19 protein-coding genes and 1 pseudogene are annotated in these 17669 nt (G+C 45.5%); 10 read left to right on the top strand and 10 right to left on the bottom strand.

The window, feature by feature from the left end:
• Positions 1-41: 41 nt before the first annotated feature.
• Genes ATB78_RS07930 through ATB78_RS07955 form a run of 6 tightly spaced genes read right to left on the bottom strand, consistent with a single transcriptional unit; the run spans position 42 to position 4621 of the window.
• Positions 42-824 carry a heme ABC transporter ATP-binding protein gene (locus tag ATB78_RS07930; protein ID WP_061008322.1) on the bottom strand — a complete coding sequence of 261 codons (783 nt, stop codon included), beginning with the start codon at positions 822-824 and terminating at the stop codon, positions 42-44.
• Complete coding sequence (locus ATB78_RS07935; protein ID WP_038893511.1) at positions 824-1861, bottom strand: iron ABC transporter permease; 1038 nt, start codon at positions 1859-1861, stop codon at positions 824-826. The genes ATB78_RS07930 and ATB78_RS07935 overlap by 1 nt, the downstream gene beginning before the upstream one ends.
• 9 nt (positions 1862-1870) lie before the next feature.
• Entirely contained in the window at positions 1871-2740 is an 870-nt protein-coding gene (locus ATB78_RS07940; protein WP_061008323.1) for a hemin ABC transporter substrate-binding protein, read from the bottom strand.
• 26 nt (positions 2741-2766) lie between these two features.
• A complete protein-coding gene (locus ATB78_RS07945) occupies positions 2767-3180 on the bottom strand; it encodes a biopolymer transporter ExbD (protein WP_005441127.1) in 414 nt (137 codons plus the stop codon).
• Positions 3177-3875, bottom strand: coding sequence for a MotA/TolQ/ExbB proton channel family protein (locus ATB78_RS07950; RefSeq protein WP_005441125.1), 699 nt, complete (start codon positions 3873-3875; stop codon positions 3177-3179). Before ATB78_RS07950 ends, ATB78_RS07945 begins: the two co-directional genes overlap by 4 nt.
• Entirely contained in the window at positions 3875-4621 is a 747-nt protein-coding gene (locus ATB78_RS07955) for an energy transducer TonB (protein WP_081096576.1), read from the bottom strand. Before ATB78_RS07955 ends, ATB78_RS07950 begins: the two co-directional genes overlap by 1 nt.
• A gap of 167 nt (positions 4622-4788) precedes the next feature.
• Between ATB78_RS07955 and hutW the strand changes: the two genes are divergently transcribed.
• The 5 genes from hutW (at position 4789) to ATB78_RS07980 (ending at position 8516) form a co-directional block, all read left to right on the top strand.
• On the top strand, positions 4789-6159 hold the full coding sequence (hutW, locus tag ATB78_RS07960) for a heme anaerobic degradation radical SAM methyltransferase ChuW/HutW (RefSeq protein WP_061008324.1): 1371 nt from the start codon (positions 4789-4791) through the stop codon (positions 6157-6159).
• 22 nt (positions 6160-6181) lie between these two features.
• Positions 6182-6685, top strand: a complete 504-nt coding sequence (gene hutX / locus ATB78_RS07965) for a heme utilization cystosolic carrier protein HutX (RefSeq protein ID WP_020194073.1) — start codon at positions 6182-6184, stop codon at positions 6683-6685.
• A 107-nt stretch (positions 6686-6792) separates the two neighbouring features.
• A complete protein-coding gene (gene hutZ / locus ATB78_RS07970; protein ID WP_005441121.1) occupies positions 6793-7323 on the top strand; it encodes a heme utilization protein HutZ in 531 nt (176 codons plus the stop codon).
• 104 nt (positions 7324-7427) lie between these two features.
• A complete protein-coding gene (locus ATB78_RS07975) occupies positions 7428-7964 on the top strand; it encodes an ATP:cob(I)alamin adenosyltransferase (protein WP_045423738.1) in 537 nt (178 codons plus the stop codon).
• A gap of 141 nt (positions 7965-8105) precedes the next feature.
• Complete coding sequence (locus ATB78_RS07980) at positions 8106-8516, top strand: hypothetical protein (RefSeq protein ID WP_061008325.1); 411 nt, start codon at positions 8106-8108, stop codon at positions 8514-8516.
• Positions 8517-8522: 6 nt separating this feature from the next.
• Here the strand turns inward: ATB78_RS07980 and ATB78_RS07985 are convergent, their stop codons facing one another.
• Complete coding sequence (locus ATB78_RS07985) at positions 8523-9437, bottom strand: chemotaxis protein (RefSeq protein ID WP_038867269.1); 915 nt, start codon at positions 9435-9437, stop codon at positions 8523-8525.
• 267 nt (positions 9438-9704) lie between these two features.
• On the opposite strand from ATB78_RS07985, the gene ppiC reads away from it, so the two are divergent.
• Both ppiC and ATB78_RS07995 read left to right on the top strand, forming a co-directional pair.
• Complete coding sequence (gene ppiC / locus ATB78_RS07990) at positions 9705-9983, top strand: peptidylprolyl isomerase PpiC (protein WP_005433507.1); 279 nt, start codon at positions 9705-9707, stop codon at positions 9981-9983.
• A 487-nt stretch (positions 9984-10470) separates the two neighbouring features.
• Positions 10471-11820 carry an alpha-amylase family protein gene (locus ATB78_RS07995; RefSeq protein WP_061008326.1) on the top strand — a complete coding sequence of 450 codons (1350 nt, stop codon included), beginning with the start codon at positions 10471-10473 and terminating at the stop codon, positions 11818-11820.
• 65 nt (positions 11821-11885) lie between these two features.
• Here ATB78_RS07995 and ATB78_RS08000 read toward each other — a convergent pair whose 3' ends face one another.
• Together ATB78_RS08000 and ATB78_RS08005 are read right to left on the bottom strand one after the other, a co-directional pair.
• The gene (locus ATB78_RS08000) at positions 11886-12875 is read right to left on the bottom strand and encodes a zinc-binding dehydrogenase (RefSeq protein WP_061008327.1); all 990 of its coding nucleotides are present in this window, start codon (positions 12873-12875) and stop codon (positions 11886-11888) included.
• Positions 12876-12949: 74 nt separating this feature from the next.
• Positions 12950-13453 carry a lactoylglutathione lyase family protein gene (locus tag ATB78_RS08005; protein WP_061008328.1) on the bottom strand — a complete coding sequence of 168 codons (504 nt, stop codon included), beginning with the start codon at positions 13451-13453 and terminating at the stop codon, positions 12950-12952.
• Positions 13454-13688: 235 nt separating this feature from the next.
• Here ATB78_RS08005 and ATB78_RS08010 point away from each other — a divergent pair, with 235 nt between their 5' ends.
• Positions 13689-14468, top strand: a complete 780-nt coding sequence (locus ATB78_RS08010; RefSeq protein WP_061008329.1) for an SDR family oxidoreductase — start codon at positions 13689-13691, stop codon at positions 14466-14468.
• A 9-nt stretch (positions 14469-14477) separates the two neighbouring features.
• Positions 14478-15476, top strand: a complete 999-nt coding sequence (locus tag ATB78_RS08015) for an AraC family transcriptional regulator (protein WP_081096577.1) — start codon at positions 14478-14480, stop codon at positions 15474-15476.
• A gap of 95 nt (positions 15477-15571) precedes the next feature.
• Here ATB78_RS08015 and ATB78_RS08020 read toward each other — a convergent pair.
• Positions 15572-16687 (bottom strand): annotated as a pseudogene (locus tag ATB78_RS08020) (linear amide C-N hydrolase).
• A gap of 85 nt (positions 16688-16772) precedes the next feature.
• Here ATB78_RS08020 and ATB78_RS08025 point away from each other — a divergent pair.
• Positions 16773-17666, top strand: coding sequence for a LysR family transcriptional regulator (locus ATB78_RS08025; protein WP_061008330.1), 894 nt, complete (start codon positions 16773-16775; stop codon positions 17664-17666).
• Positions 17667-17669 lie beyond the last annotated feature (3 nt).

Raw genomic sequence — 17669 nt, forward strand, 5'->3', positions numbered from 1 at the left:
CTATCATTTGGAATGACAAACATGGGCTTAAAACGCGCTGATTAAGCCGCTGCGTGCACTTGAGGAAAATCCAAGGTTGGGTGTTTAGTTACGATTGAGCGGTAGCCATAGACTTGCTCAATGCGTTCTGGAGTCAGTGCATTCCAAGGCGTGTCATCACATACTAACTTGCCATCATGCAGCAGGACTAAGCGGTCTGCATATTGAGAAGCTAAGTTCAAATCATGCAACACAACCACGACGGCAGCATTATTCTCTTTGGCTGCTGCGCGAGCAATTTTTAAGGTGTTGTGCTGGTGAGCCAAATCCAAAGCGGAGGTTGGCTCATCTAACATCAAGATTTTCTTATCGCCAGACTGATGAAGCTGAGTGAGAACACGCGCTAAATGCAAACGCTGCTTTTCACCACCAGATAGGGCAGGGTAGAGGCTATCAGCTAAATGCAGAACATCAGTTTGTTGCATGTAATGCAACGCGAGTTCACTGGTTTCCTTATTGGAGATAGAGAGAGGGATTGCTCCGAGCTCTACCACTTCTCTCGCTAAGAAAGGAAACGTCAATGTGCTGTGTTGCGGCAACATAGCGACGTGTTTTGCACTCTCTGTAGGTTCCCAATCATTCTTTTGGGTACCAAAGAATTCGATATCATTTTGAGATGGGATTTCGCCACACAGCAGCTTTAATAACGTACTCTTGCCGGCTCCGTTCGGACCAAGCAATGCTGTGACTTCTCCAGCTCGAATCTCAATACTGATGTCGTCCAGAACGACACGGCTTCCGTATCGCATCGAAATATTTCTGCCCGACAAAACGGTGTTATTCATTACAGGATTTTCCCTTTTTGTTGGAACAGTAAGTAGATAAAGAATGGTGCACCAATTAGTGCAGTAACGATACCTACTGGTAATTCTGCTGGTGCAACCGCGACACGTGCAAACATATCTGCTGCCGTAAGAAGTAATGCGCCCATCAAAGCAGAAATAGGAAGCAGAGTTCGATGGTCAGGCCCTGCGAGCATACGACCTAAATGAGGAATAACAAGGCCGATAAAGCCAATAGCGCCACAGATACTCACGGTAATACCTACACCTACCGCAGATAACAAAATGAGCTGTCGTTTTAGCTTTTGAACGGGAACACCCAAATGCCTTGCTTCAGACTCGCCCAATAGGAGAGCGTTTAGCGACATCGCTTTTTTCTGGAACCAGAACATCAGCAATACCAATGTCACGGCCGCTAAGCCAATACCAGACCAATTCGCACCTGCTAGTGATCCCATAGACCACAGTGTTAAGTCACGCAGCATTTGATCATCTGCGATGAAGTTCATGAAGCCAATTGCGGCTCCTGATAATGCACTGATAGCAACACCAGCGAGAAGCATGATGGTAACGGATGTACCAAACTTACTTGTCCCTAACCAGTAAACTAAAACAGTAGTGATTGCACCGCCTAAGAAAGCAAAGAAAGGCAGTGCTGCTAGGTTCATTAATGTTGGATAGTTTTGGCTGAAATCCGCGAAAACAACGATAGCAAATGCACCACCCAGCGCCGCACCAGCAGAGACACCGATGATGCCAGGCTCAGCGAGAGGGTTCCGGAACAAGCCCTGCATGACGACACCACAGATCGCTAAAATGGCACCGATAAACATGCAAAGAACAGTGCGAGGAAGTCGTATTTCGTTGATAACGAGTTGGATGTGAGGAGCAAGATCAGAGCTTGCCCCTGTTAAGCTTCGCAGGCTGTCTGTGAAGCTGATATTCATTGGACCTACAGTAATTGAAGCAACTGCGATAAAGGCTAAAATGCCGGATAAAGCAAGCAGAATAGTAGGTAAAGGGGTACGTCTTAATAGCATTGAATCTCTCTACGGGTATAGCAGCTCATTCAGGCGCTTCGCTTCAGAAAGGCTCTTTAGTCCCAAACCACCTACGAGTGCGTGGCCATCAATTGTCACGATGTTTTTGTTCATCCCAGCCGGCGTAGCAGCAAGTAGAGGCATCGCTTTCAAAATGGCATCTACACCACCCATTGTTTGGTAACTGCGGCCACTGACTAGGATTACATCAGGCTGCATTTCAACCATGGCCTCTGTAGATAGAGGTTTGTATGACGATAACTGACCTGCCGCTGGGTTTTCACCACCCGCAAGTTGAATGATGGCATCTGGCGTGGTTTCTGAACCTGCGACGTTCGCAGGACGGCCTTCATGAATAAGAAGGAAGAGGACTTTCTTTTTGTCGTTTTTTGCAGGTTGGTTACTCTCAAGCGCTTTTACTTGCGTTTCAACTTCTGTTTTTAGCGCTGTTGCTTGAGTTTCACGATGCATGATGTTGGCGATTTGGTCTATGCGATCCACAAGGCCTTCAACATTTGCCTCGGTGTTTACGATCTCTACATCTACACCAGCAGACTTTAGTTGCTCAAGTGTTGTGCTCGGGCCCATTTCATCAGAACCAATCACTTTCGTTGGACTAAGTGCTAGCAAACCTTCAGCAGACAGACGACGGTGGTAACCTACTTTTGGCAATTCCATTTCTTTTGGCAGTTGGCTGGTGACATCAACAGCAACAAGGCTGTCTTTTGCATCAAGCGCGATAAGCAATTCGGTGACAGCGCTACCCGCACTAACAACACGTTCAGAAGATGGGGCTTCATTGGCAAAAAGACTCGCACTTGCCAGCATAGTGACAGCTGCTGTTAAGGCGGTGCGAACTGGAGATAGTGTTTTATTCATTAGGATGTTCTCAATCTTATGTTCTTTTATTGCGACTCTTCAGTGAGCAATTGAGTCGCTTGAATTCCGTTTTCTTGTAAAAAGCCAAGAAGCTTGACCAGTGACTGAATATCGGCGGTTTTTTCAGCGCCAATCACAATCGGTTTATCTGTTGATTTACTTTCTTCTAGCAGAGCAATCGTGAAGTTTTCCCAATCGATGTAAGACTTGCCATTGATTGCCCAGTGCGGTTCGTCTTTAAGGATATTGACCGTAATTGATTGTTTATCAACTTCAGCAACGGCTTGGGAATCAGTGCTTGGAAGGTTGACATCCAAAGAGTCGAGCTTGACCGCCGCAGTCAACATCAAGAACACCATTACAATAAAGATAATATCCAGTAACGGGGTTAGGTCCGGTGTTAAACCATGGCTGCTATTGTCCTGAGGTGCTTTAATCATGAGCTTCTCGCTTCAACATGATCAGCAACCGTTGCGATTTCTTTGTTGTTTTCTGGAGAAACGTGTTGCAAAGAAATACCTTCTAACCAAAGGTTTACGTAGTTCAGTGTGTGCTCAAGCTTAGCGATAACGCGGTCAGCCCAAAGACCAATCAGTTGTGCGCCAGAAATTGCGGGCAATGCAATGATCAAACCTGCTGCGGTCGTGCGCATTGCGAGACCTAGGCCATCGGCCAAATCGTTTGGCGTGATGTTACCTGTAGAAGACGCAATGCCTTTAAACATATCGATCAGGCCAAGTACCGTACCTAATAATCCGATAAGCGGGCTGATCACGCCAATCAGAGTCAATAAACGAAGACCTGAATGCAATTGATGGCGCTTTTCTTGTAGCCAAATCCCCGCCGCATCTTCACGTAAAGATTTAGAGAACGAGTGATGCGCTAGCAACATTGCAACACCACGATAAAGAAGAGGGCGTTTGCCAGAAAGTTCATCCGCTAGCGCTTCGATATCTTTGTTGTTGGTCGGATCAAGGTTATTCAGCTTTTGACGAATTGCGCGTTTGCCTACGCCTAGACTGATGAATACTTGAAAGAGTCTTTCCGCAATGATCATGACTGTAAGTGCAGAGCAAATAACTAAAGGCCAAGTCATAAGACCAAATTGGGTTTGTAAATGTTGTAGCTGTTCCATTATCCATCCAACTTAAAACGAACTGGGATTTGAACTCGGTGAGCGACTTTTTGCCCGCCAGAAATATGTGGTGAGAATTGCCATTGTTTGATGGCACGCAGTGCTGAAACATCGAGCATTTCAGCACCAGAAGATTCGATAAGTACTTGTTTTACTTGGTTGCCATTTTCGTCCAACCAAACCTCATAAAGTGCCACGCCTTCGATACCACGTTTACGAGCTGAACGAGGGTAACGGGGCTGAACTGGCTGGGAAACAAAAGCAGGCTGGTCAATCATCACAGGCTGAGACGTTGCACCTTTTGATTGTTCCGTTGGTGCTGCTTTTTGTTGCGTTACAGGCTCTTTTGCCACTTTCTTTTTCACTTTCTCTTTTGGCTGTGGATCTTTCTTGGCAACAGGCTTAGATGTTTGTGGCTTCTTAACTGGCTTCGGTTTTTTCTCGACTGGTTTCTTTTTGATCGCTTCTTTCTTCACGATTGGCTTTTCTACCGTCTTTTTAACCGGTTTAGGCTCTGGCTTTGGTTGAGGCTTTTTTTGTGGCTCTGGTTGCTTCTCTTCTACCACTTCTTGTGGTGTCGGTTCAGCTTGGACTGGTTTGGGAGCCGAGACTAAATTGAGGCTAACCGAGCTAGTAGGATTCCCTGCAGGCATTGCAAACACCTTCGTCTCTTGAGAGACAAAAAGCAGTGCAGCGTGCACCACTAAAGAGGCGCCTCCGGCAATGACATATCTTTTTACGTTCACGGGTAAATCTCGGTATTGCTAATCATTATCAACTTGGACTGATTATCACTTACAAAAGAAATAAGATCAATTATCAATTGCATTATCATTACGGCCAAATTATGATCTTTGCAGTTTTTTTGAAATGAGCCTCAATCCTTTGTGTGGTGGGCTTTAAGTGAGTAAATATGACCGTCGATATTTATAAATTTGACGAATCAATCCTTGGGGGTGATAGCCCCGATCCGTTGCGCTTTGCTTTTGTGAAAAAACACTCTGCGCATGCGGGTGGCAGTAGTATGCCAGTGCCACCGCCACAGCAAGGTGACATCCTATCCAGAATCACCTCGGAAACGACGACTAAGAACAATAAGCGCTGCTTATATATTCATGTTCCATTCTGTCGAGTGCGCTGTACTTTCTGTAACTTCTTCCAAAATGCTGCCAGCCGTAAGTTAGTCGATGAATACTTTGATGCTCTGATGAAAGAGCTAAAAGAGAAAGCGGCGATGCCGTGGACGCAAAGTGGCATTTTCCATGCGGTTTACATCGGCGGTGGCACGCCAACGGATCTGGCACCAGAACAAGTTCGTATTCTTGGTCAGGCCATTCACGACTACTTCCCTCTAGCAGCTGACTGCGAAATTACACTTGAAGGTCGTATCAACCGATTCTCAGACGAGTTGTATCAAGGTGCGCTGGACGGTGGATTCAATCGTTTCTCATTTGGTGTGCAGAGCTTTAATACCAAAGTTCGTCGCAGCGCTAAGCGTTTGGATGATCGCGAAGACGTATTGAATCGCGTTAGTGAGTTGGCAAAAGAAGACAAGATCCCTGTCATCATCGATTTACTTTACGGCCTGCCTTACCAAACAAAAGACGTTTTAGAGCAAGATCTTAAGGACTTCATGTCTACAGGCGCTCATGGTTTGGACCTTTATCAGTTAGTGGTTGGCGGTACAGCGCCAATGCTCAATTTAGTTGAAAAGGGCAAAATGCCGCCACCTGCAACGACACCGGAAAAAGCAGGCATGTACGAGCTTGGTGCTAAGTTTATGGCAGAGCATCACATGAAGCAGCTTAGCGTGAACCACTGGGCGATCGATAACCGTGAACGCAGTTTATACAACAGCTTAGCGAAGACTTATGCAGAAGTGCTGCCTGTCGGTTGTGGCGCAGGCGGTAACATCGGTGGTTACGGCATGATGCAGCACCGCACGCTAGACACTTACGTTAAAGCCGTAAACGAAGGGCAGAGCACCATCGCAATGATGATGAAGCAAAGCCCACTAGAGCCACTATTCGCAGCGCTGAAGTCTGGCTTTGATCGAGGCATTGTTCAAGCAAGCAAGCTGCCAGCATTTATGGGCGAAGACACCTTCAATTTCCTGATGCCACTATTCAAAGTATGGCATGACAAGGGCTTAGTTGAGCTACAAGAGCGCAGTTTAGTTCTGACGTTAGCAGGTAGCTTCTGGGCTGTGTCTCTGGCTCAGGCATGTATTCAAGTACTGACTTCTGAAATGAACGAAAACGTACCAAAAGTATCTAACAATTAATCTGAAAGAAATGGAAAAAACAATGGAATCAATTAAGCAACAGGTCGAAGCCCTACTAGAACAAGAGCCGCAACTACTTCCAGCAGCAATGGCTGAGCGCCTTGGTGTATCAGAGTTTGAAGTGGTAGCTGCACTTCCTCAAGAGATGGTTGCAGTAGCACCAGGCGAGCAAGCGCAAAGCATTTTAGAAGGTCTTGTTGGTTTTGGCCCAGTAACAACTATCGTTCATTCTTTTGGTTCTATCTTTGAAGTAAAAGCGCCGTTCCCGAAAGGTAAAGTTGCTCGTGGTTACTACAACCTTATGGGCAAAGAAGGTGAGCTTCATGGCCACCTAAAACTGGATAACGTGAAAAACATTGCCTTAGTAAGTAAACCGTTTATGGGACGTGAGAGCCATTACTTTGGTTTCTTCTCTGAGTGTGGCAGCAACATCTTTAAGATTTACCTAGGCCGCAACGAGAAGCGTGAGCTAATCGAAGATCAAGTAACAGCATTCCGTGCAATGCAAGCAGAGTTCAACAAGTAGTCTCGAATGAGCATGACACTGCACTAATTCGTTAGCGCAGTGTCATTTTATTAAAGAATAACCGAGTTAAAACTCGGAACAACAAACAAGTAAAGTTAGGTATCAAAATGGATCAGCAAGTTAAACAAGAGCGTTTACAAGGTCGTCTAGGACCAGAAATCAAGGAATTTCGTCAGGAGCGTCGTACCATTCAATTGGCAACCGTTGATGCGGAAGGCCGTCCAAACGTAAGTTACGCACCATACGTTCAAAACCAGGAAGGTTACTTCGTTCTTATTTCTCAGATTGCTCGTCACGCACGCAACCTACTAGAGAATCCAAACGTATCTTTGATGATGATTGAAGACGAAGACTCGTCGAAGCAGTTGTTTGCTCGTAAGCGTCTAACGTTTGATGCGGTTGCAACCGTTGTTGAGCGCGATACTGAAATGTGGCAACAAGTTGTTGGTCAAATGAAAGATCGTTTCGGTGAGATCATTGATGGTCTGAGCCAACTAGAAGACTTTGTTCTGTTCAACCTAAAAGCAGAACAAGGTCTATTCGTGAAAGGCTTTGGTCAAGCCTACCAAGTATCAGGCGATGATTTGGTTGACTTCGTTCACCTTCAAGAAGGTCACAAGAAAATCGAAAACGCATAAGCCGATTTTCTAACTTATGATCGTCTAAACGGATATGAATGCCCAAAGGGAGTTAGGTTATACTGACTCCCTTTTTTATTAGAACCAAAGCACAGAGAAAGAGCATGAGACCAGTAAGCAAGGAACTTGGCGAGATTTGTTACCCATTCATCTATGAAGACAGCCCAGTATGTGATTTTGAAATCACCGCTGATGAGTTGTGCAGCCGAATTGGGTTGGTTCTATCGATGGAACTCGATGACTTTAGCCGCGACATACTGACTCGAATGCAGCCAAACGTATACCATGTGAATGGCTCTATCCGCGGAAAACTCGCGATTACAGAAGCGGAAGTCGATGAGCTAAAAGCCGATTACGATGCAATCAAGGCTCGTATCGACGGCGGCTTTAAAGGGTTTGTGCTTCCTGGCGGCCACCCAACGTCAAGCCAGTTGCATTTGTGTCGTTGCCAAGCAAAGAAGGTGGTTCGTGCATTGGTTTCCGTTGAGCATTCAGGTAAGAAACAACCCGCTCCGATTTTGTTCCGCTATTCAAACCTGCTCGCAAATGTGCTCTACAGTCTTGCGTCTTATATCAACCACATTTATCAAGTCGAAGAAACTGAATTCGTGTCTCGCAGCTACACAATGCCAAGTAAATAGGCAAAATATCACCTAATAGTCTGAATTTAATGACTTTAAGCTAGCCGTCGCAGAGTTCTCATTCGAGTGCTTTGATTACCTTTACCCATCTTTCTGCCTTTGTTTGAATAACGATTAAAATTGATTCAGAGGAAAGAAACGATGGGTTTAGTTGTTGGGGGGCCTTTATTGGTCTGGCTGTTTTGCGCGGTATTGTCTATTAGAGCGGGGTTTGTGTTGTTTGCAGGGCAGCATTTTTCGAGTGTTCTGATTGCTATAGCGTTAGCGGTGGGGGCGACAGCTTCTATTATTTTCTACAACTGGTATTCGATTGCGAAAAGGGAGGAGGTTTACTTTTTCTCTCTTGCAATGGAATTGGTGTGTCGCCCCGCATTGATTATGCCAACGGTTATCGCGATAGGACTGTATTTCTTCGGCGGAGGGCTATTGCTCAATAGTCATATCAAAATGTTCGTCTTTGTTGCACTGTTTTCATGTTCGGTAGCAAGTATCACGAGTTTGTTCACTGCCGAAAAAGTTATTGATGTATACCAGATCAAGCAAACTTATTAGATATGATTAAGAAGCTATCGCTTTTGCTTCCAGCTCTTTTGCACCGCGCAGCATCGCTTCAATCAATTCCCCAGCGTTGAATTTCTCTAATGCCTCGTGAGCGCCAACTTGGTGAGCTCGGTCAACACAAATCTCGCTTGATAGAGATGTGTGAAGAATACGGTAAGAGTTGTTCAGCGCAGAATCATTTTGAACTTCAAACGCAAGTTCATAACCATCCAGTCCTGGCATTTCAATGTCACTCACTAAAAGGTCAATTGGGCGGTTCGCTTCTGCATCTCGCTTCATCAAGTCGAGTGCGTCTGAGCCGTTTTTACAGATTTGATACGGAATGTTGATGCGGTCTAACGCGTCGCTCAATTGCTTACGAGCGATAGAAGAGTCATCGACCAAAAGGATATTTAAGGCTTTCAAACGCTCACGCTCGATGTCTGTAAGCATTGGAATCTTGGTATTCTCGTATTGCGGGTAGATCTTCGATAGTAGAAGTTCCACATCCAACATTTGTACGATCTTCTCTTCATAGCGAGTAATACCCGTTACAAAGATATTATGACCCGCACTTGATGGCGGTGTTTCGATAGATTTCCAATCACATTCAATGATTTTCTCGATACTTCGCACCATAAATGCCACCACGGTACGTAGACAGTCCGTCACGATCAAATAGCAGTTCTTGTATTCTTCCTCTTGGATAGGACGGAATCCAATTGCTGCCGCCATATCAATCACTGGCACTGTCAAATCACGAATCGTCACAGTGCCAATTACATGATGGTGCGAATAGGGAATTTTGGTGGTCGGCATATAAGGAACAATTTCACGGACTTTAAGTGTGCCAATTGCGAAGTTCTGTTGCAGGGTGAGTTTAAACACCAACATGCCTTGAGATTGGTTCGCTTTACTCGCGACTTTTGCCATGAAAATAACCTTATCAATATCACTGATTTATGTAACTAATCTAATCTTATAAGGCGACCGCTTCAACCGTAGAGCGTGGAAAAGTGAGCTTTTTAGGAAATAGCGCAAATAAAAGTGAAATTGAATCGGTGAGCGGCCAAGTTTTCATCAAATTGTTAGATAGAACCGAGTATCAAAAGATGAAGATAAGGACGGCATGAGAGAAATTATTGCGATATTGAAGCGATTCGGTAAACTTGCGCCACCCGAACAGTGAGAGGCAGACACATGGCAAATACAGCAGCCGCTTTACACATTCTTGTAAAGCATAAAGAACAAGCTGAAGACATCATCCAGCAGCTTAAAAAAGGTGCTAAATTCCAGACATTGGCAAAGAAATACTCGACTTGTCCATCTGGTAAACGTGGTGGCGACCTAGGTGAGTTTCGCCGCGGTCAAATGGTGCCACAGTTCGACAAAGTTTGTTTTTCTGGTGAGGTTCTTACTCCGCACCTAGTCAAAACCAAATTCGGTTGGCACGTTGTTAAGGTGTTATACCGCACTTAAAAAATAGCGCGTTTATCGCGCTATTTTTGTATCTAGCGTTCTTTATTCGTGCACCTGCTGTCATCATTTCGAGTCTTCCTCTCCTTTTCTATCAATTTATAAACCGCACCAACTGTGACGTGAGCAGCAGTTTCGCTTTCTTAAATATTTGTTACATATCGAATTATTGCCCCAAATTCACATTCTTACTGAGAAAAGGCGTAATAGTGAGAGTAGGCGCGATCAGAATGGTTTATCTGCAAAATGCTTATAAAACAGGTGTTTAAATCGGTATCCTTGCGATCTTTGTTTTGGCTTGGGCGTTCGAATACTTTTAAACGGACGTTTAAACCTTAACTGGGGATGAGCTACGCCTTGTTTTTCCACCTAGCAGAAACGCGAAAGGGGTGAGGGAGGTTCGCTAATAGTTCTTATAATTTTGGCTATTGGATTCGCTCACGAAGAATACGAGTAACAATGGGTGAGCGAACGCGACGAGGAGAGAAACATGAGTGGCTTACAGGAAACACAATCAACAGGTGCAAATGTTATTTTGCACGCTTTTGATTGGAAGTATGCTGACATTGCCCAACGCGCAGCGGAGATCAGCGAGCTAGGTTATGGCTCGGTATTGGTTTCTCCGCCGATGAAAAGCGCACAAGACGAACGCTGGTGGCAGCGTTACCAACCTCAAGATTATCGTGTTATCGACAATGCGCTCGGTAATACCACAGATTTTAAATACATGGTTGAAGCACTCGACCGTGTAGGTGTATTAGTTTACGCCGACGTTGTCTTTAATCATATGGCGAACGAAGCCCATCTACGCTCGGATTTACAATATCCCCGCCAAGCCGTGATGGACGATTACCAGCAGAATGCAAGCAAGTATCAAGATTTGATTCTATTCGGTGACTTGTCAGAGCCGTTGTTTGATGAGAATGACTTCGTTGAAGCTTTTGGCATTAAAGATTGGAAAGACAAGTGGGAAGTTCAAAATGGTCGAATCTCGGGCGGTCCAACCGATCCTGGGTTGCCGACTTTACGTGTGTGCAAGCATGTTGTTGAGCAGCAACGTAATTACCTGAAAGCGCTTAAGGCTCTGGGCGTGAAAGGTTTCCGTATTGATGCCGCAAAGCACATGACGCTAGAACACCTAAAGTTGGTTTGGACCGAAGACATTACTCAAGACGTCCATATCTTTGGTGAAATCATCACAGATGGTGGCGCGACAGAAGAAGAATATGAGCTGTTCCTAGAACCGTATTTGAAAGAAACACGGTTAGGTGCATACGATTTTCCGTTGTTCTCAACCATCTTTAAGGCGTTCTCGAAGAAGGGCAGTTTTAAGTCTTTGATCGACCCGTACTGTTTTGGTCAGGCTTTATCTAACCGTCGAGCCATCACTTTTGCGATCACTCATGATATTCCAAACAATGATGTGTTCTTGGATTTGGTCATGGATGAAGAGAACGAATGGCTAGCGTACGCCTACATTCTGGGACGCGATGGTGGTGTTCCGCTTATCTACACGGATTTGGATACCAGTGGTATTAAGGGCGTGGATGGTAAACCAAGATGGCAAAATGCGTGGAAGGACGCACGTATGGCAAAGATGGTGGCATTCCATAATCTTGTTCATGGCGAGCCAATGACGGTACTAGAAGGTAACGACGACATGTTGGTACTTCAGCGCGGCGAGAAGGGCATCTTGGTACTCAACAAATCTGCGCGAGCGCAATCACTGCAGCTGACAGTGAACAAGGCCCTGGTTGATATGATGACCGAAGAACAAGTGCCTAGCGGTGAAGAGATTAAAGTGGCGGCGAAATCAGCAATGCTGCTTGTAGAAAAGTAATACCCCTTAGAAGCGCAAACAGCTTTGGAGTTTGCGCTTCTTTTTCCTTATTTGTCGCTTGGGATTTAGTCGACGAGTTTAGCGACGATCTTTCCGACCGTTCGTTGCTGACGAATAGACACTAGAGCTTGAGCGACGTCTTTTAATGCGACGACTTCCAATTTAGGCACCATTACCTCACCACGTTCTAACATGTGGGAGAATTCCCCCCCAGCGTTAACGATAGAAGCAAAACCTTGTTCGCCATGCACATGACCAGAGCCTAAGCTCAACTGGTGGAAGGTAAGCCCTTGCAAAAAGGCTCCAGGGTATTCGGTTGCACGCGTTGTCCTTACTAGTTCAACCATTTCACCTTCAAAACCAAGCACAGAAGCACACAGAATGTCGTTGTCGCCACCAACGCAGTCCAATGATACCTCTACGCCTAAGTCTTCAGTGATAGCCATGATTTGTTCACGTACATCCTCTTGCTTGTAGTCAATGACGTGTGTTGCACCCAATGAACGCACAAACTCGTGGTTTGCTGCAGAGCTTGTAGTGATGATGGTTTCTACACCGAAGAAGCGAGCGAGCTGAATGGCAAAACTGCCCACGCCACCAGAACCACCAGCAATAAAAATGCTCTTACGTGTAGAAATGTTCAGTTTATCAACGAGCGCTCGATAAGCCGTCCAGCCCGCACAAGGTGAAGCGGCTGCGACTTCTGGAGCGACATCAGGGTGTGCAACTAACGTACGTGAGTCTTGAATTGCGTATTCGGCGAAACCACCGCTCATTCGACGCATGTTGCCATGATAGAGAACGCGATCTCCTACCTGCCAACCCGATACCTTGTCACCGATGGCAACGATTTCCCCCGAAATATCGAGGCCACCAACGAAAGTATCATCCATACCATCGACCATCTCGTGCCAAAGATTCACTTTCGCATCGACAGGGTTGAGCCCAACGGCATGAACTTTTACTAACACATCTAACCCACTCGCAATCGCTGGCGTGTCGATGTCGGTATAGGTGAAGGTATCTAGATCTTTTTGGTAAGTGATCGCTTTCATTCTTTTCCCCAAAGGGCACTTGCCCGAAAAATAAAAATCCAACGGCGCAATCACCGTTGGATAGCTTTGATGATTTATTGGTATGCGCCTGCTGAGTAAGTTAACTCGTAGCTGTGGCTGTAGATTTCTAGGATGTTACCGAACGGATCTTCCATGTAGATCATGCGATAAGGTTTTTCGCCTGGGTAGTAGTAACGGGGTTCTTTCATGCGTTTCTTACCACCTGCCGCAACGATCTTTTCAGCTAGACCTTCGACATCTGGATCTTGGACGCAGAAATGGAAAATCCCAGTTTTCCAGTATTCAAAATTATCTTCAGGATTTTCTTGGTTCTTGAAATGGAACAGTTCGACACCAATTCGATCCCCTGTTGATAGGTGAGCGATACGAAACCGCTCCCAGCCTGCGCCAAAGACATCAGTACACATTTCACCGATCGCACTGTCGTCTTCGACGATTTCAGTTGGCTCCATAATCAGGTACCAACCCAGAACTTCGGTATAGAATTTTACGGCTGCTTCTAAATCGGGTACGGAAATACCAATGTGAGAAAACGTTCTTGGATATGGGATAGACATAACCTTTGCCTCTTCTGTGTGTTCATCCTGTTCAAAGCATATTAGCTAGTTCAATCTTTATCCAAAAATTATCATTTGTTCTCATTGTAATAAATTTATGTAATCAACGGTCTTTAATCAGGGTGGCACGATCGGCAAGTAAGATGTCATCTTTTGCCAGTGTGTGGCGCGATTGGATTGCATAAACTTTATCCATACCAACAACGACGTTAGCTCATACTAAGAGGACAAGCACATGACAAATACAGTATTAATTACAGGCGCATCAGGTGGTATCGGTGAAGAATTAGCGCGTATACACGCCGAGAAGGGTGGAGATTTAGTGCTTGTTGCCCGTTCTAAAGACAAGCTAGAGGCACTGGCATCAGAGCTTCGCGATAAACACAAGGTTCAGGTTGCTGTGATTGCAGAGGATTTGACTCAGGCTGACTCTGCTGCACGTGTGTTTGAGCAAACCGAAGCGCAAGGCTTGCAAATTGATCTGCTGATTAACAATGCAGGCTTTGGTGGTCACGGAAAATTCCATGAACGTGATCTGGTGGCGGACCAAGCCATGATGCAACTTAATATGGTGACGTTAACCAATCTGACGCACTTGTACCTGCAAGGCATGGTGGCGCGCAATCGCGGTAAGATTTTAAATGTGTCATCAACGGCGTCGTTTATGCCGGGTCCATTACAGGCGGTGTACTACGCAACCAAGGCTTATGTTACATCGTTTACTCAAGCGATAGCGGAAGAGCTTAGATACACCAATGTAACGGCGACAGCGTTGTGTCCGGGTGCGGTAGCAACGGGTTTTGTCGCTGCCGGGGATTTGCAAGGTGTGGAAGTGTTTAAAAATGCCAAGTCTCCTCGTTCTGTTGCAGAGTGTGGTTACAATGCGATGGAACAGGGTAAGTTAGTGGCCTTCAACGAAGGTGGTTTGAAGTTCATGCTTGAATGGATTGTGCCTTTCCTACCCAGAAAATTGGTGCTAAAAATATCGCGTCAAACCATGGAAAAAAGTGCTTAGGAATCAAATATGATCAAGCGAGCGAGTCAATTCACTGTGCCTCAGAGTTGGAAAGTGCTGCTTAACGATATGGATATCGATCCGCAATTGGTGCTGGCATACGCCAAGTTACCTGCCGACTTGTTCAATCGAGAAAAGGCAACGCTTAGCCCAAATGAGTACTTTCAGCTTTGGGTCGGAGTTGAACAAGCGTCCGGTGAGCGCGAGATGCCGTTGCTCCTTGCTGAACATATGTCGGTTGAGGGGTTTGACGCCCCAATTTTTGCCGCTATTTGCAGTCCGAACTTGAACACCGCACTCAAACGGATTCAGCAATATAAGCCGTTGATTGGACCTATGGTAATGACGTTAGACGTTGCCGATAAAGAAACAAAACTCAGCATCAGTTGTTATGGCCAACGACAAGCGCTGCCTAAATCTTTGGCTTTGACAGAAGTGGTTTTCTTTACTCAGCTAGCACGCTTAGCGACGAGAAAGCGGATGCAACCGCTACAAGTTACGTTGCCTGAGCTTCCCAACAACCTTGAGGAATACCAAGCTTACTTTGGTTGCCCGTTGGTCAAAGGTGATGGCGTAGAGGTGCGATTTAAAGCGGAAGACGTAGTGCATCCGTTCGTGACTTCAAATGCGCAAATGTGGGGATTTTTCGAACAAGGGTTGAACCAAAAGCTAAAAGATCTTGATGCCAGTGCCTCAACAGTAGAACGTGTTCGAGCAGTCTTGGTCGAGTCATTACCCGCGGGGAACAGTGCTATTGAAATGGTCGCGGAAAAACTGGCAATGAGTAAACGTACATTGCAGCGTAAGCTCACTGCAGAAGCTGAAAGTTATCAATCCGTGCTGCAAATGGTACGGGCGGAGCTTGCTGATCACTATTTAGAGAAGTCTCAAATGTCACTGGGTGAAATCTCCTTCCTACTGGGATTTCAAGAAGCGAACTCATTTATTCGAGCTTACAGCGCTTGGAAGGGAATATCTCCTGGGCATTATCGAGACCAGTGCCATTGAGCACAACACGAATAGAAAGGAAAAGCGCCGAACATGTCGGCGCTTTTTTTGAATGGTGCTTTTGTCCACACACCTTTCAAGTTCTATTGTTTAAGCTATTTCACTAAGTGCTGACCCATTACGCCATCACCTTTTTCTAAGCGAGATGAAATGTCACCAAACAGATCCGGTAAATCCGCTTTGATGGTGTAGTTATGTCCGTCATTCAACTTGTTAAAGTCCACTGAGTATTGTGTGTAACTGTCGTCATACTGGTAACGCACGTTCATCACTTTTTGGTCTAGGTTGTACACCAAACCATAGATGGTTGCGTAGCCGCGCATTTCGCCATTCACTGGGCGGTTTGCCGCATCCAATGGGATTTTGTAGGTCACACTGTCCAGTTTCGCAATGCCATTGGTTTAGCTGTTAGGCTCTTTAAGCTGGTCCTTCATGTAGCTGTTCCAGATAAAGCGTTGAGCAGAATTAATGTTACCCGGGATCGGGAACTCACCATTCACATCACTCTTCGCTTTTGGCTGCGCTTCTTGCCAGTTTTTCAAGTGTTGCGCGTACTCTGGGCTGTTAGTCATCACGTCATATTGTTTGCCATGATGAACTTGCCAAGCGCCGTCGATGTATTCCAACACAGCAGAGTCACCACTTGCGTCTTCTAATGAATAATGTCCCTTCATTTCGATGCCATTGTGGCTGAACTGTTGGATTTGAATTGAATCTAGATTCTTCAATGCTTCATCAACGGATGCAAAACTATCAATCAGGTAAGCAACAAAGCGCGAGTTTTCAATTTGTTGTTTGCCAGCTTGTGGTGCCTCTGGGTTTTCTTCATCCAAGAACAGGGCATTCGCCGCAAAGCCGTTCTCGTTAAAGCCATCAATAATGCCCACGCCGTAAATACTCACACCGATAGAAGCGTATTTCGATGTCCATGTAAGCGCATCGTCTTTATCGTAGCCGCGGTATGTTTGGCCTGCGTGGCGAACATCAATGGTTGGCTGGTTAGCTTCCATCCAATCCATAGTACGAGAGACAAATACACCATGGTCTTGAGTCTCCCAAACCAAACGTGAACACGCATTTGCTGCGGTAGAGATGCTGCCAACTGCCATTGCAACAGATGCTGCTAGAAGAACTTTTTTGCTAAAACCTTTCATTGAATTGCCCTCGTAACGTTTCAATACGAGGTCATTATTACGTGTAATTCTCACCATGTAATCTCAGTTATGTTGCAAACTTTGCAACAAAAGGATATCGGTTGAGCTAAGATAAACGGGTTTATTGTTAGAGGAGCTTCCAATGCCCAAAGCCAGTTTTGACCAACTTACTGCATTTGTCGCTGTCGCAGAGCATGGATCATTTAGCCAAGCCGCAAGGGTAATCGGGAAAGACAGAGCGACGCTGCATCATCAAGTCAGCGATCTCGAAATTGATTGGGATGTGATCTTGTTTGAACGTAAAGGAAGAACACCAGTCTTGACGGAAGTAGGGGCGACGTTACTTACCCAAGCCAAGCACATTCTTTACCAAATGCAGTCTTTAGAGCTTTCTTGTGATAGCTACTCTCAAGGGGATGTTCCGGAGATAACAATTTGTCACGACATGTCGGTACCGTGTGATGCCATAGCGGACATCGACCTGTCTATGCGTAAGCAATACAAGAGTACAGCGATTCATTGGTTACATCGCAGCCGAGATGAAGCGTTAGAAATGCTTATGGCGAAACAAGCGGATTTTGCGGTGGTACTTAACAGCGGTAAAGCGTTCCCAACCGAAGGGATGTCGTTCATTAACTTAGGCTACCCAAGGTTTACCTTCTATGCGCATCAGAAAAGTCCAATAGCGCAGAAACCCGTGGTGACTCTGCAGGATCTCGCGTCACACCATCAATACATTGCAGAGAATTTCAGCACCAGTGCACTTGGTAATCAACAGGTGATGTCACCAAACATTTCTCGAATCAGTAACATCGATGTGTTGATGCGATTATTGAAAAATGATGGCTTTGCCTTGCTTCCTCATCATTTAGTGCAAGCTCACGATGAGAAAGGCGAGTTTGTCCCGTTAAACATCGATTTTATGGCTAACGAAGGTCGTGCAGGTTATGTGTTACTAAAGCGAGGCAATACGTTAAGTCCTGTCCATCAAAAGCTGGTGGCGTTGGTGACCGAATGGTTTGATAAACAGGTGTAAAAG

The organism is Vibrio sp. CUB2 (assembly GCF_001557945.1).
GTDB lineage: Bacteria > Pseudomonadota > Gammaproteobacteria > Enterobacterales > Vibrionaceae > Vibrio > Vibrio owensii.

Excerpts from the sequence above, each read along its gene's own strand:
- ATB78_RS07930 (WP_061008322.1), bottom strand. The coding sequence starts at position 824 with ATGAATAACACCGTTTTGTCGGGCAGAAATATTTCGATGCGATACGGA.
- ATB78_RS07935 (WP_038893511.1), bottom strand. The coding sequence starts at position 1,861 with ATGCTATTAAGACGTACCCCTTTACCTACTATTCTGCTTGCTTTATCC.
- ATB78_RS07940 (WP_061008323.1), bottom strand. The coding sequence starts at position 2,740 with ATGAATAAAACACTATCTCCAGTTCGCACCGCCTTAACAGCAGCTGTC.
- ATB78_RS07945 (WP_005441127.1), bottom strand. The coding sequence starts at position 3,180 with ATGATTAAAGCACCTCAGGACAATAGCAGCCATGGTTTAACACCGGAC.
- ATB78_RS07950 (WP_005441125.1), bottom strand. The coding sequence starts at position 3,875 with ATGGAACAGCTACAACATTTACAAACCCAATTTGGTCTTATGACTTGG.
- hutW (WP_061008324.1), top strand. The coding sequence starts at position 4,789 with ATGACCGTCGATATTTATAAATTTGACGAATCAATCCTTGGGGGTGAT.
- hutX (WP_020194073.1), top strand. The coding sequence starts at position 6,182 with ATGGAATCAATTAAGCAACAGGTCGAAGCCCTACTAGAACAAGAGCCG.
- hutZ (WP_005441121.1), top strand. The coding sequence starts at position 6,793 with ATGGATCAGCAAGTTAAACAAGAGCGTTTACAAGGTCGTCTAGGACCA.
- ATB78_RS07975 (WP_045423738.1), top strand. The coding sequence starts at position 7,428 with ATGAGACCAGTAAGCAAGGAACTTGGCGAGATTTGTTACCCATTCATC.
- ATB78_RS07980 (WP_061008325.1), top strand. The coding sequence starts at position 8,106 with ATGGGTTTAGTTGTTGGGGGGCCTTTATTGGTCTGGCTGTTTTGCGCG.
- ATB78_RS07985 (WP_038867269.1), bottom strand. The coding sequence starts at position 9,437 with ATGGCAAAAGTCGCGAGTAAAGCGAACCAATCTCAAGGCATGTTGGTG.
- ppiC (WP_005433507.1), top strand. The coding sequence starts at position 9,705 with ATGGCAAATACAGCAGCCGCTTTACACATTCTTGTAAAGCATAAAGAA.
- ATB78_RS07995 (WP_061008326.1), top strand. The coding sequence starts at position 10,471 with ATGAGTGGCTTACAGGAAACACAATCAACAGGTGCAAATGTTATTTTG.
- ATB78_RS08000 (WP_061008327.1), bottom strand. The coding sequence starts at position 12,875 with ATGAAAGCGATCACTTACCAAAAAGATCTAGATACCTTCACCTATACC.
- ATB78_RS08005 (WP_061008328.1), bottom strand. The coding sequence starts at position 13,453 with ATGTCTATCCCATATCCAAGAACGTTTTCTCACATTGGTATTTCCGTA.
- ATB78_RS08010 (WP_061008329.1), top strand. The coding sequence starts at position 13,689 with ATGACAAATACAGTATTAATTACAGGCGCATCAGGTGGTATCGGTGAA.
- ATB78_RS08015 (WP_081096577.1), top strand. The coding sequence starts at position 14,478 with ATGATCAAGCGAGCGAGTCAATTCACTGTGCCTCAGAGTTGGAAAGTG.
- ATB78_RS08025 (WP_061008330.1), top strand. The coding sequence starts at position 16,773 with ATGCCCAAAGCCAGTTTTGACCAACTTACTGCATTTGTCGCTGTCGCA.